Consider the following 22,708-nt stretch of genomic DNA (forward strand, 5'->3'; position numbering starts at 1 on the left):
TCATGGATCAACCCCGCTTGATGCGCGGATCGATCGCGGCCTGCGCGATATCGACCAGCAGATTGAGCGTGACGAAGAACAGCGCCAGCACCAAAATCGTGCCTTGCAGCAGCGGCAGGTCGCGCTGGAAGATCGCGGAATTGAGCAGCAAGCCCGAGCCGGGCCATGAGAATACGGTCTCGATCAGGATCGAGCCGCCAAGCATGTAACCCAATTGCAGGCCCATCACCGCGAGCGCGGTCGGCGCGGCGTTCTTGATGACGTGGCGGAACACGTCGAATTCGCGCAACCCTTTGGCGCGCAACGCTTCGACAAAATCCTGGCTCAGGATATCACCGGTCAGCGCGCGGACCGTGCGGGTGATGATGCCCATCGGGATCACCGAGGTCGTGATCGCCGGCAGGATCAGGTATTTCATGTGCTCCCAGTCCCAGCCCCACGAACCGGAGCCGCCGGGACCGGCGCCGACCGCGGGCAGCCAGTTGAGCTGCACCGAGAAGATGATGACCATCACCATGCCGAGCCAGTAATGCGGCACCGAGACGCCGGCGATCGCGATGGAGGTCGCGACCTTGTCGATCCAGGTGTCGCGGAAATAGCCGGCGATCAGGCCGAACATCAGCCCGAGAGTAAAGCCGATCAGCGCGGCGGCAACCGCAAGCGTGACGGTGTTGCCGACGGCGCGCAGGACTTCCGACAGCACCGGGCGGCCTGTCGCAATCGAGCTGCCGAGATCGCCATGGAGCGCGCGCCATAGCCAGAGGCCGAATTGCACCGGCAGCGGCCGGTCGAAGCCGTAAGCCGTGCGCAGTTGCGCCGCGAGTTCCTGCGACGCATCCGCCGGCAGCACCGCGACCAGGGGATCGCCGGGCGTGATGTGCACCAGCAGGAAGCACACCAGCGCGACGCTGATCACGATCGGAATGACGTAGACGATACGCCGGGCAATGTAAGCGAACACGGGTTACCTGACTTGATGCAACACGACGAATGCGCAGGTTACAGTAAAGGACGCACGATGCGAGGGTTCCCTCCCCCCTTGTGGGGGAGGGTTAGGGAGAGGGGTGGCCGCACCGGGACTGCCCGTGTGGACCCCTTCCCCCAACCTCGAGAGCGAGCTTCGCTCGCCTCGGACCCCGCAAGAAGGAGGGGAGCCTAACCAGTGTGCTCACCTCACGGCGCCATCGACACCGGCGAGAAGTCGACGAACCAGCTCTTCGGCTGCACGAAGCCTTTCACCTTCGGGCTCATGGCCCGCGGCGAGACGTCGTGGGCGACGTAGAGGAACGCCGCATCGTCCACCGAGGCTGCGTGCAGTTCGGCCAGCGCCGCGTCACGCGCGGCGGGGTCGAAGGTCTGGCGCGCCTTGGTCACCAGTTCGTCGAACTTGGGATTGTTGATGTAGCCCCAATTGTTCGAGACGGGAGGTGCCATCGACGATTGCAGGAAGCGCACCAGAGCGAAGAACGGATCCATCGCCGCGTAGGTGACGTTGGTGGCGTTGGCGCCGTTGGCGGTCGGATCCTTGGCGCCGCGGCGCCAGTTGGTAAACAGCGTGTTCCACTCGATGACGTCGAGCTGAACGTCGAAATAGCATTCCGCCAATGCCTGCTGCAGATATTCGTTCATCGGCAGAGGCTGCATCTGGCCCGAGCCTGACGCGGAGGTCTGGGTCTTCACCGTCAGCTTCTTGTTCGGGCCGTAGCCCGCCTCTTGCATCAGCTTCTGAGCGGCCTTCAGGTCATATTTGATCTCGAAAGTCGGCTTTCCGCGCCAGGGATGGCCGGGCTCGAACGTGCCGGTCGCCGGCACCATCAGGCCGGCAAGCAGGCCTTCCTTGAGCCCTTCGCGGTCGACGCAGAGATTGGCGGCCTTGCGGACGCGGATGTCGTTCCAGGGCGAGCCCTCGATGCGCGAGAACTGCCACGGCCAGACGTGCGGCGATTCATTGGCCTGGAGCTGGAAGCCCCGCTGCTTGATTTCCCTGACCGCGTCGGGTGCGGGCGCCTCGACCCAGTCGACCTGGCCGGACAGCAAGGCCGCGGTGCGGGCATTGGCCTCCGGCATCGGCAGCAGCACCATCCGATCGACCTTGGGCACGCGGCCCTTGTCCCAATAGCCTTCGTTCTTGACGAGTTCGAGCCGCTCGCGCGGCGTGAACTTCGACATCTTCCAAGGGCCGGTGCCCGAGGCGTCCCTGGCGAACGCCGCCCAGGCGGCCTGCGATTTCGCCTTGGCGTCGGCGCCTTCAGCCTTGTCATAGAAGGCCTGCCACTTGGCAGGGCTCGCCATGAACAGGTTGGTCAGATTGATCGGAAGAAAGCTGTCCGGCTCCTTGGTGGTCAATTCCACCGTCATGTCGTCGATCTTGCGTGCGGAGGCCAGCGTCGGCATGCGCGAGGCAGTGACGCCGACCTGGCTGGCGTCAAAATGCGGCGCATCCTGCTTCAGCACCTTCTCGACGTTCCAAACCACGGCGTCGGCATTGAAGTTGCTGCCGTCATGGAATTTGACGCCGGGGCGCAGCTTGAAGGTCCACTTCTTCTTGTCGGCCTCGTCCACCTTCCATTCGGTCGCGAGGCCCGGAATCATGACGCTTGCCTTGTCGCGGGATGAGAGGTCCCACATCGTCAGGCCGTCATACATCGTCAGCCCGGTGAAGCGGTTGCCCTCAAAACCCTGATCGGGCTGGCCGAGGGTGCGTGGAATATCGGCAGCCGTCATGCCGATCCGCAGCACCGTTTCGGCGCTTGCGAGTTGTGGCAACCCGACCACCAGCGCCGTTGCCAGCAGCCACGCGGTGGCCGTCTTCTTCGATTTGTCGTTACGCATATGCAGCAATCCTCTTTTCAACGCCTGGTGACTAATTCTTATGCAGCCGTATGCAACGCCTGTGCCAAACGGCATGCTTCCCTTCGGGCTATGCGTTTGACCGCACAACTCCTTGTGAAGCGCGCATGCAAGTCAAGTCCAATGCCTAAGCTGGCACCAAGCTTGCATTTTTAGCTCCAAACCCTGCCCGATGGAGCCTAATTCATGCGCACCCGAAATTCGATGCTTCTTGCTGCCGCAACTCTGGCCGTAGGCTTGGCTCTTGGCATCTCCGCGATTTCGGCGCAGGCCGAGACCGTTGTGCGCTACGGCATTTCGATGGCGGACATCCCGCTGACGACCGGCCAGCCCGATCGCGGCGCCGGCGCCTATCAGTTTTCTGCCTATACGATCTACGATCCGCTGGTCGCGTGGGAGATGGACGTCGCCGACCGGCCCGGCAAACTGGTGCCGGGGCTCGCGACCGAATGGAAGGTTGACGAGCAAGACAAGAAGAAATGGCGCTTTTCGCTTCGCAAGGGCGTCAAGTTTCACGACGGCAGCGAGTTCAATGCCGACGCGGTGATCTGGAATCTCGACAAGGTGCTCAACGACAAGGCACCGCAGTTCGACAAGCGGCAGAGCGCGCAGGTGAAGACCCGCCTGCCCTCGGTCGCGAGCTACGCCAAGATCGACGACGCCACCATCGAGATCACGACCAAGGCGGTCGACTCCTTCTTTCCGTATCAGATGCTGTGGTTTCTGGTTTCCAGCCCGGCGCAATATGAAAAGCTTGGCAAGGATTGGGACAAGTTCGCCAGCCAGCCCTCCGGCACCGGGCCGTTCAAACTGACAAAACTCGTGCCGCGCGAACTCGCCGAGCTGACCGGGAATGCCGACTATTGGGACAAGAAGCGGCTTCCGAAGGCCGACAAGATCGTGCTGATCCCGATGCCGGAAGCGCTGACGCGCACCAACGCGCTATTGGCCGGCCAGGTCGACTTGATCGAGACCCCGGCGCCGGACGCGGTGCCGCAGCTCAAATCCGCCGGCATGAAGATCGTCGACAACGTCACGCCGCATGTCTGGAATTATCATTTGAGCGTGTTGCCCGGCTCGCCCTGGACCGACATCCGCCTGCGCAAGGCGCTCAACCTCGCGATCGACCGCGAGGCGGTGGTCGGGCTGATGAACGGTCTGGCGAAACCCGCCAAGGGCCAGGTCGACCCGTCGAGCCCGTGGTTCGGCAAGCCGTCCTTCGAGCTCAAATATGATGTCGCGGCGGCGAAGAAGCTGGTGCAGCAGGCCGGCTATTCGAAGGAGAAGCCGCTGAAGACCACCTTCGTCATCGCGCAGGGCGGTACCGGACAGATGCTGTCGCTGCCGATGAACGAATTCTTGCAGCAAAGTTTCAAGGAGATTGGCATCGAGATCGACTTCAAGGTGGTCGAGCTCGAGACGCTATACACGGCCTGGCGCAAGGGCGCGGCCGACGAGATGAACGCCGGCATCACCTCCAACAACATCGCCTATGTCACGTCAGACCCGCTCTACGCCATCGTCCGCTTCTTCCACTCCGGCCAGATCGCGCCGGTTGGCGTCAACTGGGGCGGCTACAGAAATGCGAAGGTCGATGCACTGATCGACGAAGCCAAGCAGACTTTTGATGTCGCCAAACAGGACGAGCTGCTGGCGCAGGCGCACGCGCAGATCGTCGACGACGCCACGCTGGTATGGGTCGTGCACGACACCAACCCGCATGCGCTGTCGCCGAAGGTGAAGAAATTCGTGCAGGCGCAGCACTGGTTCCAGGATCTGACGCAAATCGGGCTGGAGTAATCTTGTCGTTCCTGCGAACGCAGGGACCCATAACCACAGGACTTAGTTGGAGAGAAGCAAACGAGCTGCAGCGCAAAATAGCTACATCACGCGGTGTGGGCTCCTGCGTTCGCAGGGACGACAGATGAACGCTCTGCAGGATTGTATCGCTTCGCTCCACCATCCTACACTCTTCCGCGCGTCACTTCGTCAGCAGCGCGAAGGCGCCGTTCCAGTCTTCCGGTGGCGGATTTTCGAGATAGCCGCGGATGCGCGCTTCGTAGAGATTGTAGAGCAGCTCCAGCGCGTTTGCCTCGTCGGTCTTGCGGCCGCGGGCTATGACCGCCAGCGCGCCGTCCCAGTCGCGGTTGCGATAGCAGGCGAGCATCTCGATCGTCAGGTTGCGCAGGCGCTGGAAGCGGCCGGACTGCGCGGTGTCCTCGCGGCCAGCGATGGCGTAGATCACCTCCGGCTCCTTCTTGCCTTTCACCATGATGAAGTCGAGCTCGAGAATGGCGAACTTGTCCTTGACCGCGAGCGCGGTCTTGGAGCCGACAATGATAGGAAAACCATATTCCTTCGACTGCCCTTCGAGGCGCGAGGCGAGATTGACGCTGTCGCCGAACACCGAATAATCGAAGCGCTGGTCGGAACCCATGTTCCCGACCACGCAGACGCCGGTATTGAGCCCGATGCCGGCATTGAGCGGGATGAACGGACGTCCCTCTTGCTTGGCCTCCTGCTCGCGCGCCTGGTTGAGCTCGTCGACGCGGTCCAGCATGTCGAGCGCGGCTTCGCAGGCATTGAGCTCGTGGTCCTTGTCATCCAGCGGCGCATTCCAGAACGCCATGATGGCGTCGCCCATGTATTTGTCGATGGTGCCCTTGCGGTCGAGGATGGCGTTGGTCAACGGCGTCAGGAAACGGTTCATCAGCGCCGTGAGGCCCTGCGGGTCGTTCTTGTAGGTCTCCGAGATCGAGGTGAAGCCGCGCATGTCGGAGAACATGATGGTCATCTCGCGCTCCTCGCCGCCAAGCACCAGCTTTTCCGGCGACTGCGCGAGCTGTTCGACCAAGGCCGGCGACAGATACTGGCCGAAGGCGGAGCGGATTTGCCGCCGCTGCGCCTGCTCGCGCACGAAGCTCGCAAAGATCAGCGTCAGATAGATCGACGTGGTCGACATCAGGGGATAGGTGAAATCGATCAGCAGCCGATGCTGCGCGTAGAAATACACCGACGTTCCGATCAGGGCGGTGGCAAACGCCGCACCGAGGGCAACCAGCGTGACCGGTCCGAACAGCGGCGCAAACGCGATCACCAGAAGCCCGAACAGAAGCGCGGTCGCGAACTCGACGGCGATGCCGTAGATCGGCGTCGAGATCACCTCGCCGGTCAAGGTGGTCTCGAGCACCTGGGCGTGGATCTCCACACCGGGCATGGCGCGCGATACCGGAGTGGTCTTGATGTCATTGAGGCCGACCGCCGAGGTGCCGATCAGCACCAGCTTGCCCGCAATCATGTCGGGCGCGACATTTTTCTCCAGCACATTGATCGCGGGGACATAGATGGAGGCATCGTTGCGGGCATAATGAACCCAGATCTGGCCATTACGGTCGGTTGGAATCTGAAACCCCTTGACGCCGATGCTTTTGATGCCGGCCTTTTCGGCCTTGATCAGGATCGTGCCCGAACCGCTGGCGACCCGCAGCATCTCGAACGTGAGCGACGGCAAGGTCTGGCCCTGCGCCTGCATGATCATCGGCACTCGCCGGATGATGCCGTCGCGTTCGGGCTTGATCGTGAACAGGCCCCGCCCGGCGGCGGCGTGCTCCAGCACCGGCACGTTGCGCAACAGGCCGGGGAAATCGAACATGAAGCGCTGCGGCTCCTCGCCCAACATCGCAAGCCCCGTGACCGGCAGCGTCTTGTCGAGCGCCGTGACTTCCTCCGGCAGGCCGGATTCGCCGAGCACGACGCGAGAAGCCTTGATGGCGTCGGCAAAGACCTGGTCGTTGCTGGGCAGCGCGCGCAGCCTGGCGCGGGTTTCCTCGTCGAGATTGCGGAAAGTATCTGCCGCCAAGGCAGGGTTGAGACGGTCGGGCTCCGAAAACACCGCGTCGAACGCGATCACGACCGCGCCGAGCTGGGTCAGTTCGTTGATGAGGTCAGCAAGCCGGGTGCGCGGCCACGGCCACTGCCCGAGTTTTTCCTGGCTCTTCTCGTCGATATCGACGATGGTAACCGGCCTTGCCGTTTTCTTGCGCGGGTCGATGCGCTGGAAAGCGTCAAAAGTCCTGATACGAATTTCCTCGACCGGCGCCGGGTCGGCAATGCGCAGCCAGGCAAACCCGATCAGCAGCGCAAGGCACAGCAGCCGGGCGTAGCCGACGCGCCGCTTGAACCACCTCGGTAGAGCGCGGAGCTTCATGGCTTCGATTGTTGGCTAACTGACGGCGCCAGACAAGCCAGAAGATGGCATCGAAATCCCTGAGTTAGCACGGGTGGCGAAGCGCCATATTAGTGATGCGGCGACACGATGAAGTCGCTCGCATGGAGACCCGCGGTGGCAAGCCCCTTCAAGGTGATGGTGTCGCCAGTATCGAGCGTGATCAGCTTGTCATCGCCGCTGGTCGTCACATGGACTGGATTTGCAAGCCACGCAGTGATGTTCTCGGCGTTCACGAACTGGGCGAACGCACGGAGATCGATATGGTCCTCGCCGACCACGAAGTCCATAATCGTATCGGCACTCGGGTCGTCTTCCGGCGTGAAGACAAACGTATCGGCATACCCGGTCGCAAAAATGACGTCCTTGCCGGACGTGCCGTTCAAGATCACTTCCGGGCCCGTTCCAGCGTGGTTGAAAATGAAATTGACCGTATCGGCGCCGCCAAAACTATCGGCAACCGTGAGCGTGACTATGTCGGTCTGCGGTTCGGCAGCGTCGTGCATGTAGGCGATACCGCTGTCCAGCACCGTGTTGATTTCCTCAAAATCAAGGTCGCTGCCATTTGCCGGCGTCACACTAGTTACCGGGCTGGCACCGGTCGTCGCTGACATCGCAAAGGTGGTGGATCCGGTAGCATCGACATCCGTGACGTAAAGGCCCGAAAAAGTCGTCGTTTCATCAACATCCTCTGTGACGACGACATCGGTTCCGATTACGGGCGCATCGTTCGCTCCCTCCACTTCCACCGTCAGCGTCGCAGTGCCGACAGCACCGTGCACATCGATGGTCTGCACCGCGAAGGTATCCGTATAACTGCCTGCCAGCAGCGCATCGATGGCGGCAGCATTGGGCACATAGACGTAGCTGCCGTCGGCGTGCACCGTGAGCCAACCGTAGAGGCCGGCGACCGCGGTGTTCACCGCACTGGATCCGTCGAGCGCAGCATAACGCAGCGAGGCGGTGTCGTCGCTGTCGCGGTCATTGCCATCCAGCGTGCCCGTAAGATCGGCGAAACTGTCACCGGCCGCGGTATCGGTGAGTTTGCCCGCGATTTCCGCAGTCAATGTCGGCGCGTCGTTGGCGCCGTTCACATCGACGGTGAGAATGGCGGTGCTGACGGTGCCGTGCACGTCGGACGTTTGCACCGTAAACATATCGGTATGGCTGCCTTCGTGTAGCGCGTTGATCGCGGCGGCATTGGCAACGTAGGTGTAGGTGCCGTCGACATTCACCGTGAGCGAACCGTAGAGGCCGGCGACCGCGGTGTTCACCGCACTGGATCCGTCGAGCGCAGCATAGCTCAGCGAGGCGGTCTCATCGTGATCGACATCGTGCCCGGTCAGCGTCCCCGCGAGATTGCCAAAACCGTCATTCGCCGCGCTGTCGGTGAGCTCGCCCGCGATCTCGGCGTCCAGCGTCGGCGCGTCATTGGAGCCGATGATAGTGACGGTGACCGGCGTGGTGACAACGCCGCCATGATGGTCATTGACCTTGGCGGCGTAGGTCAGCGTCAGCGTTTCGCCATAAGCGAGGAAATCGAACTGGCTGTCGGCCACGTCATAGGACCAATTCACCGAACCATTGTTGGTGTTGCCGAGAACCGGTGTCAGCGTCAGGGCGACCCCGATGTCGTCTTGCTGCTGTGCGGTCAGCAGCAGATCGGTGGTGCCGTCCGCAGCCTTGTAGGTGTAGCCGGCGTATGACGCGGATACGTCCGGCCGGTCGCTGAGATCGAGATCGGCAAAGGTGATGCTGCCGCCGGCGTGGTCCATCGTGGCGCTGCCGGTGCCGGCCATTTCGGTAAAGGTGCCGTTGGTTGTGGTAACCACGGGGTCATCATTGGCGCCGTTGACGGTAATGACCACGTCTTTGGTGGTGACGCCGCCGTGGTGGTCGTCAACCTGCACCGTGTAGGTGAGCGTGATGGCCTCGCCGTCAGCGAGATAGTCGAAATAATGATCCGGGGCCGAGAAGGTCCAGTTCTGGGAACCGGTCGCGCCGCCCGTGGAATCGGTTAACGCGCCCAGCGAAAGCCAGCCGAACTGGGTGTTGTAGTCGATTAGATCCGTCTGGGTGCCGGTTGCGACCACATTGGTAATCGTGACGGCATGCGTATCGGTCCAGTCGACATCGGTGAATGTGATCGCGCCGTTGGCGTGATCCGGCGTCGCCGAGCCAGAGGTGTCGGCGATCTCCAAAATTGCTGCGGATTGTGGACTGCTGGCGATGACGGCCGTATCGTTAGCGCCTGTCACGGTCACGGTGAGCGGCCTGTTGATGATCCCGCCGTGACCGTCATTGACGGTCGCGGTGTAGGTCAGCGTCAGGACTTCGCCATCTGCGAGAAAATCGAACGCGCTATCGGCGACGCTGTAGGTCCAGCTCGCCGAACCGTTGTTTGTGTTGCCGGCCGCCTGCGCCACCGTCAGCGCCGCATCGACCGCGTCGAGTTGCCCGGCCGTGAGCGTGAGACTGGCGTCGGCTGCGCTCTGATAGGTGTAGGAAGCAAAGGCGGCGCTCGCCACCGGACGATCGGTCAGGTCGACGTCGGTGAAGCTGATCGTGCCCGATACCGTATGAAGCGCCGGGGATCCGGTCGGATTCGGCTGGCTGGGATTCACCAGCTCGGGGAACGCAGCGTTCGTCACCTCGATGGTCGGAATGTCGTTGGTACCGGAGACGGCGACATCCGCGCCGTCGATCGAGACCGTGATCGACGTCGTAACGACGCCGCCATGGCCGTCATCGACCTGGGCGACGTAGTTGAGCACCAGCGTCTCGCCCTTGGCGATAAAATCGAACTTGTTATCCTCGATGCTGTAGGTCCAGGTTGCCGTGCCGTTGTTGCTGTTTCCGGGAGCCTGCACCACGCCGAGCGGCACCTCGACGGCCAGGATCGCCGCCAACTGTTCCGGCGTCAGCGTCGCGGTGATGTCGTTGCCCGCTGCGTCGTAGTAGCGGAACGGATCGGTCGTGGAGATCGCCACGCTGACGACGGGACGATCGGTCAGGTCGACATCGCCGAAGGTAACGGTGCCGGACACGGTATCGATCGTCGTATTGCCGGTGCCGATCCGCTCCGTGATCTCGCCCCCGATCGAGGAGATCGTCGGCTTGTCGTTGGTGCCGGTGATGACGATCGTAAACGGCACAAACGTCGTCTCGTTGTTCGGCGCAAAATTGTTGTCGACCCGCGCCATGTAGGTCAGCTTCAGCGTCTCGCCGGTGGCGAGGAAGTCGAACGCGCCGTCGGCGACGTTGTAGGTCCAGGTCGCCGTACCGATGTTCTTGCCGTTGGGATCCTGCATCACGGACAGCGGCACTTCGACCGCCTTGATCGCAGCCAGTTGCTGCGCCGTCAGCGTGGTGGTGACGTCGGCGCCCTGCGCGTCCTGATAGACGAAGGAAGAAAACTGCGTACTGACGCTCGGAGTGTCGCCGACGTTGACGTCGATATAGTTGACGATACCCGAGATGCTGTCGAGCGCGGAGCTCGCGGTCACATCGATTCGTTCGGTAGCCGCGCCGCCGAACGCCTCGGCCCGCGGCGGCCCCGGAATATGTACGAGCCTGGGGGGCGGCCCCGGATCCACGGGGGGAGTAGCCCCGCGCGGGATGTTGAGTAGCTGAAGCGTCACGGGAATGAACTCCCCGCCGGTCAGCTTGACGAACAATGTTTCCGGAACGATCGAATCGGTAAAATTGGTAGTGAGCTTGGTGTTCGGATTGTTCAGGTCGGTGAACTTCAGCGAGAACACGTCGCTGATGATCTTCTGCGCGTCGGGCGATAGCTGCACCGACGATTGAAAGCTGACCGTGCCTTGGCCGCTGACGATCGTCTGCGTGCCGGCCCGGTTGACGGTCGCGATCGGCGTCAGCGTGGTCTTGTCGAACAGGATGTAGGAGCCGGTGGTGCCGTCGGGCTCGACCAGCACCTGGAATTTCGCCGGCGGCGCGATACCCGAGCCGGGCACTTCGAAGTCGATCTCGACCAGCACAGCGGTGCCGCGGATGCCCATGGTCGCGACCGGGGTGTCGACCTTCATGTCGCCTTTCTTGGCGGTGGCGCCGGCGACGAACGAGATCGTGCCCTGCACCAGGCTAAGCAGCGACTTGTTGTCCGACCCGTTGGTGTCGTAGACCATTTCGTTCAGCACCATCCTGGCATTCGATGCGAGACCGAACACGCTGCCGTCGATGAAGGTGATACCAAGTGTCGAATCGGAGCCGGACTGGACGACGTCGCCCTTATGGACGGTTTCGCCCTGGTTCAGGATAATCGAGACGCCGTTGCGGATCGCGGTCGCATTGCCCGTCAGCTTGGTGACATGCCCGATCACAGGTGGCGCGACGCTGGCGCTGCCGTCAGCTTGCGCGAACTGGGTGTGCCCGCTCAGCGCGTTGACGATGTCGCCGGTAAGATGGGCGCCATCGGGCGAGGCCAGCGCAGCGCGCTTCTCGCCCTTGAAGTAATCGCGCAGCACGAGCTCGCGGTCGCCGCTGCTGAGGATCAGATCGATGCCCGATCGCTTGAAGTCGCCGCTGAAGAGCAGATCAGCATCAGAAATAATTATGGCGTCGGACGGTGCATGTGTCGAAACTTTGTCGACATTGAACTTGCCGGAAGACGGAAGATGGCCGTGCGATGACAGCAGAGACCCAGAGCCAATATCCGCGCCGGAAAAAGGGTCGAGGGCGCCCGATCCGAATTTGCCGGCGTAGTTCAATGGAACACCAATCTAAATGGTTAAGAAGTATGAAATTTCCCTGCGGGGTTTTCATACCACGCAGGTAAGGAACACAAAAGCAGGCATGCCGCGAATACCCTCGATATGGGGTATGTCGGCAACAGGACCGAAAAGGTCCGGAAAAAGTGTCCGGCGAAAGTGTGGCAAGGAAAAGGCCGGAACTTACTCGGGCTGATCGAAAAATGAGCACGGCCTGCCGCGGCATAAAGATAAGCAGTCATAATCATTTATCTCTGCCGCAGCGCAGCGAATGCCGCTTCCTAGTCGCCTTAAGACTGATCACCTCGCGGATCCATTCGAAGCCGTCATCGCCTTCAAGGCGTCCGGGACAGGTTGCAATCGCGCACCGAGCGATCCCGCGGGTAAGGTTAATTCGGTGACCTGTGACCCTTCCGCAACCGTAAACTTTTGCGCCGTGTCCGCCTCCTGTCTCGGATAGCTGAGCGGCCCCGATGAGCGCCGATCTGAGTGGATCGATAAAATCCTCTGCAAACCGGCAAGGCCACGTTCACGCTCCTTCGCAAACTTCCGATAGGCCTCCCCTCGTTTTAAACGGATCAAAAGCGCCGTTGCCCATCCTGCCCGTTCTGAAATGATCCGGGTACGAGCAGGCAGAGCAAGCCCGCCGATGCCCGGACAAGGGGTGTCAGATGGGGTTGTCAGTCTACGCGCGCGCATGGCGCGCGGGCATCGTCGCGTGCGGCCTGGCCTGGTTCGGGCCTGTCGACCTGCGCGCGGAGACGGGCGAGCCATCCGCGCCGGTGGAGATGATCCAGCGGTCGGCCGAGCCGTTCGGACTTGCCGCATCTTCCCTCGCCAGCGGCGGACTGCGCGACAAATGGCTTGGCGTGCAGCGCCGGCTCGACGACGAAATGGTGCAGCTTGCGCTCTGCGAAGGTGACCGTGACGGCTGCGTGTCTCCGGCCGCGCTGAAATTCCTCGACATTGTCGACGCCGCGCGCTTGCGCGAAGGCCGCGCGCGGCTCGGCGAAATCAACCGCGCCGTCAATCTCGCCATCCGGCCGATGAGCGATCTCGCCGAGCACGGCCAGATCGACGTCTGGACGCCACCGCTCGCAACGCTCGCGCGCGGCGGCGGCGACTGCGAGGATTATGCGATCGCGAAATTCATGGCCTTGCGCCGCGCCGGCCTCGCGCCCGACGATCTCAGGATCGTGGTACTGCACGATACCATCCGCGGCGAGGACCATGCGGTGGCTGCCGCGCGGCTGGAGGGGCGCTGGTTGACGCTCGATAACCGCCGCATGGCGATGGTCGAGGACGCCGACGTTAGAAACTTTCAGCCGACATTCGTCATCGGTCAGCACGGCGTGATGCGATATGCCGATGCTCCGCTGCTCGCCGACGCCTCGGGCAATATGATTGCGGCTCCGCTTGTCTTGAGCTCTCTGGCCGCTCCGCCGACCGGTCATTCGAACGTGCCAATGGAATGACCGCGCGCAATTGTTGCGCGGCGACGGCGGGCAACAATCTGCTTTCCTTATCTGATCTTTCCTGCCTCACGGCCAATGGTGCGCTGCAGCCGGTATGCCAGCTTGCATTCGTTCGGTGAAAACGCTCGCGCAAAAACATGCGAGACAAATTTTCTCTTTTTCGTTTCGCGCATCGCGTTGATTGACGCGATCCTTCTCACCGGCATAGCATTCCACCAGATCCGCTAGAGATCACTGGGAGGGAATGAGATGACACGTTTGCCGCGCGTTGATTCCGCTTGCCTTTTATTTCCTGAAATTGCCGTTACTTCCCGTCGGCCGGCGCGCCTTGCGCAGGCCGTGATCGCAATCGGGCTGGGCCTGACGCTGGGCTGCAGCACAGCCCCTGCGCAGACACCCGCCAAGGGATCGCCCGAGCACATCAAGGCGGTCACCTCGGCGGTCGACGGCGCATCGATCAAGGCCAACACCGCGACCTCGAGCGACTGGCCGACCATCGGCCTCGATTACGCCGAGACGCGCTTTTCCAAGCTCAACCAGATCAACGCCGACAACGTGAAGAAGCTCGGACTGGTGTGGAGCTATCCGCTGGAATCCTCCCGCGGCGTCGAGGCGACGCCGGTCGTTGTCGACGGCGTCATGTATCAGACCGCGTCCTGGAGCGTGGTGCACGCCATCGATGCCCGCACCGGCAAGCGGCTCTGGACGTACGATCCGAAGGTCGATCGCACAAAGGGCTACAAAGGCTGCTGCGACGTGGTCAATCGCGGCGTCGCGCTCTGGAAAGGCAAGGTGTTCGTCGGCGCCTATGACGGGCGGCTGATCGCGCTCGATGCCGTCACCGGCAAAGTGGTCTGGGAAAAGGACACGCTGATCGACAAGGAGCATTCCTACACCATCACCGGCGCGCCGCGCGTGTTCAACGGCAAGGTCGTGATCGGCAATGGCGGCGCGGAATACGGCGCCCGCGGCTACGTCACCGCTTACGACGCCGAAACCGGCAATCAGGCCTGGCGCTGGTTCACGGTGCCGGGCGATCCGTCAAAACCGTTCGAAGATGAATCAATGGCGGCTGCCGCCAAGACCTGGGACCCCGCCGGTAAATACTGGATCAACGGCGGCGGCGGAACGGCGTGGGATACCATCACCTTCGATCCGGACCTCAACCTCGTCTATATCGGCACCGGCAACGGCTCACCGTGGAATCGGGATGTGCGCAGCCCATCCGGCGGCGACAACCTCTATCTGGCCTCGCTGGTCGCGCTGAACGCCGACACCGGAAAATACGTCTGGCACTATCAGGAGACGCCCGGCGACCACTGGGACTACACCTCCACCCAGCCGATGATCCTCGCCGACCTCACCATCGATGGCACGCCGCGCAAGGTGATCCTGCACGCGCCGAAGAACGGCTTCTTCTTCGTCGTCGACCGCACCAACGGCAAGTTCATCTCGGCCAAGAACTTCGTTGATGTGAACTGGGCGACCGGCTACGACGCCAACGGCCGGCCGATCGAGGTGAAGGAGGCGCGCGGGAGGGAACAGTATGACAGCATCCCGGGCCCGTACGGCGCCCATAACTGGCATCCGATGTCGTTCAATCCGCAGACCGGGCTCGTCTATCTGCCGGCGCAGAACATTCCGGTGAACCTCACGCCGGAAACGGCGTTCAAGCACAACGCGCAGGAGCCCGGCAAATTCGCTTCTGCGGCGGGCTGGAACCTTGGCTTCATGCTCAACGCGACGCCGCCGAAGAGCGCGCCGTTCGGCCGCCTGATCGCCTGGGATCCGGTGAAGCAGAAGGAAGCCTGGCGCGCGGAATACGTAGCGCCGTGGAACGGCGGCACGCTCACCACCGCGGGCAACCTCGTTTTCCAGGGCACGGCGGACGGCCGCTTCATCGCCTACAACGCCACGACGGGCGAAACGCTCTGGGAGACGCCGGTCGGTACCGGCGTGGTTGCAGCCGCCTCGACCTATCTGGTCGACGGCAAGCAGTATGTCTCAATCGCGGTCGGCTGGGGCGGTGTGTTCGGAATTGCCGCCCGCGCCACCGAACTGCAGAGCCCTGGCACGGTCTATACCTTCGCGATCGATGGCAAAGCGCCACCGCCGGCCTTCGTGAAGTACCAGACCGAAGGCCTGCTCGCCGGCGTCAAGTACGATCCGAACGACGTTCCCGAAGGCACTGCGCTCTATGTCACCGCCTGCGCGCAATGCCATGGCGTGCCCGGCGTCGACAAGGGCGGCAATGTCAGGAACCTCGGCTACGTCTCCAAGGAGACCATCGAGAACCTGAAGAACTTCGTGTTCAAGGGCCCGTTCCACGATCAGGGCATGCCCGACTTCACCGGCAAGCTGACCGAAGCCGACGTGGTGAAGATCCAGGCCTTTATCCAGGGTACCGCCGACGCGACAAGGCCGAAGTGACGACGACCGACCGGGGCGCGCGCCAGCGCGAACCCGGGATCTCGAGATTCTCAGATGCGCAGTTGCGCATCTGAGGTCCGGTTCTTCGGACCATCCGGAATGACGGGATGGATTGCTCTTTTCGCTCGGGCTACCTGCTCAGTGCGACCTCCTTGAACGCCGCCACGAGGGCCCTTTCCAACTTTCCCTGCATCCTGGACAGAATGCCGTAGGCCTCCGCCCGGGGCATGGTGGGCTTGTAGTGCCGATGCTCAATCAGCGCGGCGAAGATATCGGAAATGGTCAGCACGCGAACGATATCGGGGATACTCTCGGCACAGAGCGCATCCGGATATCCGCTGCCATCGAGATACTCGTGATGATGCCGGACAGCATCCAGGATCTCGGCGGAAATACCTGTCTGGGCTTTGAGAAAATCGTATCCAGCCACCGGATGGCTCTCGATAAGTGCGCGCTCCTCGGCGTCCAGCCGTCCGGGCTTGTCCAGGATCGCCAGCGGGATGGTTGCTTTGCCGATATCATGAAACATGGCGGCAGAGTGCAGCCGCTCAAGATCGGTTCTCCGCAGTCCCAGGCTGAGCCCAAAGTCAATGGCCACGCCGGTTACGAGGAGGCAGTGCTGGTAGGTCCCCCTCGTGATGGCGCCGCACAGTTGTGAGCCATTCAGTGAGCCCGCGCTCTGTGATGCGATCGGCGATTTTCCTGCCAGCTTCTTTCGTCCCGATCACATCTATCGGCTCGCCTAACGACGCCGCGGTGAACATCGATCCAATGGCGGCAGCCGCGACCTCAACCGCGTTGTCTTGCTGCGGCGCCCCGGGTGGAGAGGCGCGTTCCGGGTCGGCCGGATCGGCTAATGCAGCGAGCAATTTGGACTGGTTGATTGTGCTCGGTACAACGAGCGTCGCTCCTAGGGCATAGGCCTGCGAGATGCAGACGTGAGATGGTTCTTCGACAAGGAATATACGCTTTGGGACCTTGGCCATGCGGACACTCCTCTTCTTGAGCGCCGCGATGTTTCTGACGACACGTAGATCGGCGCAGACAACCACCGCGTGAGGCGCCTGCGAGAGATTTGCGTCGACATCAAGCCGTTCCGCTGCCACGCGACATCTGCGGTCAAGGATGCCGCAAAGGTCGGACAACTTGGCAGCATCATCAGCCAGAACATGCACAAGCATGAGGGCCGTCTCCGTTGAGCGACTTACTTGCGCGTCTTCAGGCCCAAAACGAACCCCGATCCTCAGGGGGCTCGTTCAACCATATCAGCGCCTCCCGCAATTCCAGGAACACGACTCGCTCTTTTGCGGTTGATGATACCTCTCCGCCGGAGAGGTAGAGAAGGAAGCCTTACCCTCGTCATAAAACAGAGCTTCCTTGGCCTCAAAAACTGCGAGGGAGGGGACTTCGATGAAGGAGATCGTTCGCGAAGAGACTAGCTGCATGTGAGATCGCTGGTCATCCAAGGTCCAGCCCTGCAATACTGACTTGATGCGCACCAGCAAGACGATCATTCTTGCCCGAGTGCCCTTTCCCCTTCTCCGTGCGGAATCGAACGCCTGCCTGTGCCCCGTTGACCCAAACCAACTCGCACCGGCGAAACGCCATACCGGTGGAGGACAGAACCAGGAAAAATTCCTGTGTCTTGAGTACGTCGGTAGAGCCCTCCACCTCAAGCTTGGCGCCGCTAGCAGAAACGTCGAGAAGAGTGCAACTTCGTCGCCATGTCCCATCGACACCCATGATGTTAACGAGATGCTTGCATTCAAAGTGAACGCGGGCTGCCTTTCGATTATTCCACCTCATTGCAATCCCCCGGAATAGAGGCACCAAGTTTAACTAAAGCAATTTTGGAGCTCGGAGATGAGCGGCCTCACCACGCGCGGCTTCGATGAGCTGATCGATCCTCGCGGACTGCGCGAGCAAATGTTCTCTGGCCGCCCCACTCCCGATCTGCCTGATGAAAAATTGGATGCACATGTTTGCGAGATCAAGAATGAGGATGGCGCGGCGCAAATCCTCCGTTTGGTGAATTTGCACACCTTCAATGCTCGACAGCAGCGCGGCGGCGTTGGTCAGAACGTCAAATGGTCTCTCACGCACGGAGCCTGGTCGAGGTTTCCGCTGGTGAGGCTGATGGGACTCTAGGACCGTAGACATTTGAGTGTCGCAATTCGTCTGAAGCGATCAAAAAGTAAAATGAAACCGACATGCCACGCACAAGCATACCACTGGGGCAGCCCAGCCTTGACTAGCTTTGCGCAGGCCATGACAAACCGGAGCTGCGCCGATCCGCTGTTGCCCGCGCATGTGTTGAATTCCACGCCATCGTTCTTAATGCGCGGTTATCTATTCGGCAGGATTGGTGGCTTGGCACCGAAAATTCGACGGAAAAGATGTCGAAATTCGGCAGGCCCGAGGCGAACCGCTGAGGCTGTTGTTTTCCGCCAAGCCAGCTCGACCCGTAATACTCCGGGGGTCAGAAGCTCGATCCGTAATGCTCCGGGGGTCAGAAGTTGATCAAAGTCAAACTCCGTTCTGGCGTCAATGATATGCTCATCATGTCGTTACCGGGGACGCCTACTACCTGATGAACAGCGACGCTCTGCCAACACTCGCGCCAAAAGCATTTCGCTTCAGCGACATTGATCAGTTTCGAAGTTCTGTACGAAATCTGGCCGTGGAATTCACCCCGCTTGTGCGGAAAATCTCGGCTGCGCAAATCATCCTGAATCTGCCGGGCTGCGACATCAATTCCACTCGGTCCTTCCCCCGAATTGTGGAAGGCCAACTTGCCCCAAATTGCACCGCCGTCGGATTTTCGATGGACGACGGTGTACCCATTCGCTTCAACGGGGTCGAAAGAGATCGGTCGGCCATTGCGATCGGAAGTAATGGTGCTGCATACACCACGGTCGAACGGGCCGAACGGCAGTACACATCGGTTATCTTCACGCAGGAAATGCAAGATCGTGGATGGCCCCAGGCGGGCCCGAATTGGAAGGTGTTTGAAACGAGCGTATCAGCGCACCATCGGCTCCGCGAGCTGGTGAGGCAGATCTTATCAAACACCTCGGGTTTCGACGCCTCCGAAGTGAGCGAGGTTTCCTCTGCGATGCGTGAGTCGCTGGTTGCCGCCATCGATGCCGCGTTCGCCAATGTTGTCGATGCAGAATGGGCGTCTCGTGCGAACTCCATCAGGCATTTCAAGATTTTTCGAGACATCCAGGCAGTATTGTCCGGTAGCATCGGGCGGCCGGTCTACAGCGGAGAACTTGCGAGACATGTCGGTGTCTCGGTGCGAACTATGCACGATGCGGTTCAGCGATACCAGGGAATGAACCTCCATCGATATCTACGCATCAGAAGGCTATGGCTCGCGCGCCAGCGATTGCTGGCAGGGACGGGCAGCGTCAAGGCGTGCGCACTTGCCTGCGGCTTTTGGCACCTCGGCGATTTCGCCAGGAGCTATCGCTTGCAATTTGGCGAGTCGCCCTCAGAAACCCTGCCCAAATCGCTTCAGCGATGAAGCCGGCATGAGGTACTCAGTACCGGCCGCCGCCGGCCCTGAGTGGTTCTGCAGCCGCGCGAGCAGAACTGCAGGTCAGGGTGTAGCGCGCCATGCTTCACCGGCAAAAGATAAGGGCTGCGCGATCTTCTCGCGCAGCCCCCTTTCACGTGAATCCCTGTCGTTAGAGCAAAGCGCCGCTCAGAACATCAGGCCTTCCTTGACCAGCACCCAGCGGCCGTTCTTGATCTGCTGAACCTGGGTAATCGTGTTGGCCAGATGGTCGGTCTTTGAGAACTTGGTCGGCGGCGAGTTGAAGATGTCGCGGAACTGCTCGCCTGACTCCAGCGCGCTCATCATCTTCTGGCCGGTCAGGTCCTTGCCAGCCTTCTCGGCGTAGAACGCAAACGTCATCATGGCGTTGTAGCCGATGATCGCCTGGGTGTTGGCGTCCGAGCCGAACATCTTCTTGTAGTTGGCTAGCCAGTCCTTGACCTTGCCCTTGGCGGTGTCTTCGTACGGAATTTCGAAACCGGAAGCCGCGTAGAGGCCTTCCACCGCGTCCTTGCCGAGCGCCGGCACTTCCAAAACGTTAGTCGGCGTCGCACCGAGGAAGGTGACGTCCCAACCAAGCTTCTTGGCCTCGCCCATCGCGCCGATGGTTTCGCGGATCACCGTGCCGAGCACGACGACATCGCAGCCGTCGGACTTCATCTTGGCGATCTGCGCACTGAAGTCGGAAGCGCCGCGCTTGTAGCTGGTGACAGAGGCCGGCTCCAGCTTCATCGCCTTGACCTGCTGCGTGAAGCCGTCAAGCACGTTCTTCCCGTACTCGTCGTCCTGATGCAGGATACAGGGCTTCTTGAAACCCTTGGTCTCCAGCATGTACTTGACGGCGGCGCGGGTGCTCTCGACGTAAGGCAACAGGTTGTTGAACTTCAGTCTCTCCTGCGGCTTCGCCGGATCGAACTTGAAGGTGAATTCGGCCGCTGTCAGCGGGAAGAGCTGCATGACACCGGCGTCGAACAGGATGTCCTGCGCGGCGAGCACGGTGGGCGATCCCATCGGGCCGACCATGGCGAAGACCTTGTCGCGCTCGACCATCTTCTGCGAGGCCAGCACGGCGCGCTTCGGATCGTAGCCGCTGTCTTCGATGATCAGCTTGATCTTGCGGCCGTGGATGCCGCCGGCAGTATTGATCTCTTCGGCTGCCATCTTCATGCCGTTGGATACCGGCACGCCCCAGACCTTGATCGGACCGGACAGGTCCTGATGGGTACCGATGACGATCTCATTGGCCGAGATGCCTTGATCGGTAACCTTGGTTTGGGCTGCGGCCGGCAATTGGGTCAGCGCAAGGGCGCTCACCGCAAGGCCCAGCACCTTGAACGATTTCGACATTGCAGTCTCCTCTTCCTTGGCCCGTGTTGCGCGAAGGGTGGGCCTTCTCAGTCCTTCGCCGTTTTCAAATACTTGGTTCCAAATGTTCGCCTACGCCACCGCCCGTTCGCGATACATGGCGTCGATCTCGGCGGCGTAGCGCTTGTTCACGAAGCTGCGCTTCAGCTTCATGGTCGGCGTCAGCTCCTCGTCCTCGGGAGTCAACTGACGCTCGATGAGGTAGAACTTCTTGATGGTTTCGACGCGCGCGAAGTTGGCGTTGACCGCCTCGATCTCGCGCTGGATCAAGTCCTGGATCTCCTGCGCACGGCACAGGCTGGCATAATTGGTGAAGGGAATATTGTGGTCCTGCGCGTATTTCTCGACATTCTCCTGGTCGATCATGACGAGGCAGGTCAAATACGGCCGCTTGTCGCCGATCACCACGGCATCCGAGACATAGGGCGAGAATTTTAGCTGGTTCTCGATCTCCGACGGCGTGATGTTCTTGCCGCCCGAGGTGATGATGATGTCCTTCATCCGGTCAGTGATCTTGACGAAGCCTTCATTGTCGATCGAGCCGACGTCGCCGGTGTGCAGCCATCCCTTGGCGTCGATGGTCTCGGCGGTCTTCTCCGGCTGGTTCAGATAGCCCATGAACAGGAAGTCGCCACGGATCAGGATTTCGCCCTGCGGCGATATCGCAACCTCGCCCCACGGCGCGGCCTTGCCGACCGACCCGAGCTTGATGCGATCGGGCGGCATGATGGTCGCGACGCCGCAATTCTCGGTCTGGCCGTAGACTTCGCGCATGTCGAGGCCGAGCGCGAGATACCAGCGGATCAGGTCCGGCGCGATCGGGGCCGCGCCGGTAAAGGCCAGCCGGCACCGGTCGAGCCCGAGCATGCGGCGGATGTTGCGGAACACCAGCCAATAGGCGGCGCGGTTGGCCAGCCGCAAGGACAGTGGCGGCGTATCGCCCTGCAGCTTGTACTCGGTCATCCGATTGCCGATGGCGAGCGCGTTGCGGTACATCCAGTTCTGGAACGTGGTCGCATCCTTCAGCGCGATCGTGATTCCGGAATAGAACTTTTCCCAAATTCTCGGCACCGCGAGGAAGGCGGTCGGCTGCACCTCGCGCAGATTGTCCGGCACGGTCTCCGGGCTCTCGGCGAAATTCATCACCGATCCCAGCGCCAGCGAGACGTAATAGCCGCCGATCCGCTCGGCGACGTGGCAGAGCGGCAGGAACACCAGCCGTTCCTCGTTGTCGGTCGACGGAAACAGGTCATTGGCGTGGCGCATCTGGTGCGTCACGCTGCGGTTGGAATGCATGGCGCCCTTGGGTGGGCCGGTGGTGCCCGAGGTGTAGACCAGGATGGCGAGATCGCCTGCGCTGCGGCTTCCGATCATCTCGTCCCACAGCCCCTCGTTGCCCAGCGCATGGTTGCGACCGAGCGCCATGAACTCGGCCAGCGACAACACCATAGGGTCGCTGAAACCGGTCAGGCCTTCCATGTCGAACACGACGATCTTCTGCAGCGTCGGGCAACGCGAACGGCAGGCGAGTATCTTGTCGAGCTGTTCCTCGTCCTCGGCGAAGATCACCTTGGTCGAAGAATCGTTGATCAAATATTCAACCTGCGACGAGGAGTCGGTCGGGTAGATGCCGGATGAAACGCCGCCGGCGCAGAGGATGCCCATGTCGGCATAGACCCATTCCGGCACGGCGTTGGCGATGATCGAGGCGACGTCCCCGGGCCGGAACCCGCTGGCATGCAGACCATAGGCCACGTCCTTGGATATCTGCAGCCATTCGCGCCAACTGGTCGGCTGCCAGATGCCGAACTTCTTTTCGCGGATCGCCGGCCGGTCGCCGCGTGTTTCCACGGACAGCAAGAAGCTCTTCGCGATCGTGTCGGCGACCGTCAGCACTGCCGGTCTGGCCATGCGCATCTCCTCCCTCTGTCGCCTGCCTCCGGTGCCGGTGTTCGAACCGGTCTTGGTTTTCGAAGCAGGCTCGAATTTAGCTCTAACTCGTTCTTAACGCCATGCTTTTGACTGCGACGGTTAACGCCAGATCTTCTGACGCCAGATCTTCTGACGCCAG

At 61.4% G+C, this 22,708-nt stretch carries 12 protein-coding genes and 1 pseudogene; 5 read left to right on the forward strand and 8 right to left on the reverse strand.

Translation table 11 applies throughout. The features are described from left to right. Positions 1 to 7: 7 nt before the first annotated feature. Both V1290_RS16035 and V1290_RS16040 read right to left on the reverse strand, forming a co-directional pair. Positions 8 to 961: an ABC transporter permease gene (locus tag V1290_RS16035; RefSeq protein ID WP_334365311.1), complete on the reverse strand. Its 954-nt coding sequence runs from the start codon at positions 959 to 961 to the stop codon at positions 8 to 10. A gap of 212 nt (positions 962 to 1,173) precedes the next feature. After that, complete coding sequence (locus tag V1290_RS16040; protein ID WP_334365312.1) at positions 1,174 to 2,832, reverse strand: ABC transporter substrate-binding protein; 1,659 nt, start codon at positions 2,830 to 2,832, stop codon at positions 1,174 to 1,176. 204 nt (positions 2,833 to 3,036) lie between these two features. Here V1290_RS16040 and V1290_RS16045 point away from each other — a divergent pair, with 204 nt between their 5' ends. After that, the gene (locus tag V1290_RS16045; protein WP_334365313.1) at positions 3,037 to 4,650 is read left to right on the forward strand and encodes an ABC transporter substrate-binding protein; all 1,614 of its coding nucleotides are present in this window, start codon (positions 3,037 to 3,039) and stop codon (positions 4,648 to 4,650) included. 181 nt (positions 4,651 to 4,831) lie between these two features. Here V1290_RS16045 and V1290_RS16050 read toward each other — a convergent pair whose 3' ends face one another. Beyond that, positions 4,832 to 7,057, reverse strand: coding sequence for a CHASE2 domain-containing protein (locus V1290_RS16050; RefSeq protein WP_334365314.1), 2,226 nt, complete (start codon positions 7,055 to 7,057; stop codon positions 4,832 to 4,834). Positions 7,058 to 7,146: 89 nt separating this feature from the next. Continuing rightward, positions 7,147 to 11,805, reverse strand: coding sequence for a VCBS domain-containing protein (locus V1290_RS16055; protein ID WP_334365315.1), 4,659 nt, complete (start codon positions 11,803 to 11,805; stop codon positions 7,147 to 7,149). A gap of 671 nt (positions 11,806 to 12,476) precedes the next feature. Here V1290_RS16055 and V1290_RS16060 point away from each other — a divergent pair. Together V1290_RS16060 and V1290_RS16065 are read left to right on the forward strand one after the other, a co-directional pair. Continuing rightward, entirely contained in the window at positions 12,477 to 13,280 is an 804-nt protein-coding gene (locus V1290_RS16060; protein WP_334365316.1) for a transglutaminase-like cysteine peptidase, read from the forward strand. 249 nt (positions 13,281 to 13,529) lie between these two features. Next, positions 13,530 to 15,710 carry a PQQ-dependent dehydrogenase, methanol/ethanol family gene (locus tag V1290_RS16065; protein WP_334365317.1) on the forward strand — a complete coding sequence of 727 codons (2,181 nt, stop codon included), beginning with the start codon at positions 13,530 to 13,532 and terminating at the stop codon, positions 15,708 to 15,710. Between the two features lie 130 nt (positions 15,711 to 15,840). Here the strand turns inward: V1290_RS16065 and V1290_RS16070 are convergent. Beyond that, positions 15,841 to 16,891: pseudogene (locus tag V1290_RS16070) on the reverse strand (HD-GYP domain-containing protein). Positions 16,892 to 17,168: 277 nt separating this feature from the next. Next, positions 17,169 to 17,516, reverse strand: a complete 348-nt coding sequence (locus tag V1290_RS16075; RefSeq protein WP_334365318.1) for a PilZ domain-containing protein — start codon at positions 17,514 to 17,516, stop codon at positions 17,169 to 17,171. 57 nt (positions 17,517 to 17,573) lie between these two features. Here V1290_RS16075 and V1290_RS16080 point away from each other — a divergent pair, with 57 nt between their 5' ends. Next, entirely contained in the window at positions 17,574 to 17,858 is a 285-nt protein-coding gene (locus V1290_RS16080) for a hypothetical protein (RefSeq protein ID WP_334365319.1), read from the forward strand. Positions 17,859 to 18,300: 442 nt separating this feature from the next. Then, positions 18,301 to 19,239, forward strand: a complete 939-nt coding sequence (locus tag V1290_RS16085; RefSeq protein ID WP_334365320.1) for an AraC family transcriptional regulator — start codon at positions 18,301 to 18,303, stop codon at positions 19,237 to 19,239. A 180-nt stretch (positions 19,240 to 19,419) separates the two neighbouring features. On the opposite strand, the gene V1290_RS16090 is transcribed toward V1290_RS16085, so the two are convergent. Together V1290_RS16090 and V1290_RS16095 are read right to left on the reverse strand one after the other, a co-directional pair. Then, positions 19,420 to 20,619, reverse strand: a complete 1,200-nt coding sequence (locus tag V1290_RS16090) for an ABC transporter substrate-binding protein (RefSeq protein ID WP_334365321.1) — start codon at positions 20,617 to 20,619, stop codon at positions 19,420 to 19,422. A 90-nt stretch (positions 20,620 to 20,709) separates the two neighbouring features. Next, positions 20,710 to 22,548 carry an AMP-dependent synthetase/ligase gene (locus V1290_RS16095; protein WP_334365322.1) on the reverse strand — a complete coding sequence of 613 codons (1,839 nt, stop codon included), beginning with the start codon at positions 22,546 to 22,548 and terminating at the stop codon, positions 20,710 to 20,712. Positions 22,549 to 22,708 lie beyond the last annotated feature (160 nt).

This window comes from Bradyrhizobium sp. AZCC 1578 (assembly GCF_036924675.1).
In the GTDB taxonomy this organism is placed as follows: domain Bacteria; phylum Pseudomonadota; class Alphaproteobacteria; order Rhizobiales; family Xanthobacteraceae; genus Bradyrhizobium.

Coding starts and splice junctions, on each gene's coding strand:
- V1290_RS16080 (WP_334365319.1), top strand. CDS start 17,574: ATGAGCGGCCTCACCACGCGCGGCTTCGATGAGCTGATCGATCCTCGC.
- V1290_RS16040 (WP_334365312.1), bottom strand. CDS start 2,832: ATGCGTAACGACAAATCGAAGAAGACGGCCACCGCGTGGCTGCTGGCA.
- V1290_RS16045 (WP_334365313.1), top strand. CDS start 3,037: ATGCGCACCCGAAATTCGATGCTTCTTGCTGCCGCAACTCTGGCCGTA.
- V1290_RS16065 (WP_334365317.1), top strand. CDS start 13,530: ATGACACGTTTGCCGCGCGTTGATTCCGCTTGCCTTTTATTTCCTGAA.
- V1290_RS16085 (WP_334365320.1), top strand. CDS start 18,301: ATGAACAGCGACGCTCTGCCAACACTCGCGCCAAAAGCATTTCGCTTC.
- V1290_RS16095 (WP_334365322.1), bottom strand. CDS start 22,548: ATGGCCAGACCGGCAGTGCTGACGGTCGCCGACACGATCGCGAAGAGC.
- V1290_RS16090 (WP_334365321.1), bottom strand. CDS start 20,619: ATGTCGAAATCGTTCAAGGTGCTGGGCCTTGCGGTGAGCGCCCTTGCG.
- V1290_RS16060 (WP_334365316.1), top strand. CDS start 12,477: ATGGGGTTGTCAGTCTACGCGCGCGCATGGCGCGCGGGCATCGTCGCG.
- V1290_RS16050 (WP_334365314.1), bottom strand. CDS start 7,057: ATGAAGCTCCGCGCTCTACCGAGGTGGTTCAAGCGGCGCGTCGGCTAC.
- V1290_RS16075 (WP_334365318.1), bottom strand. CDS start 17,516: ATGAGGTGGAATAATCGAAAGGCAGCCCGCGTTCACTTTGAATGCAAG.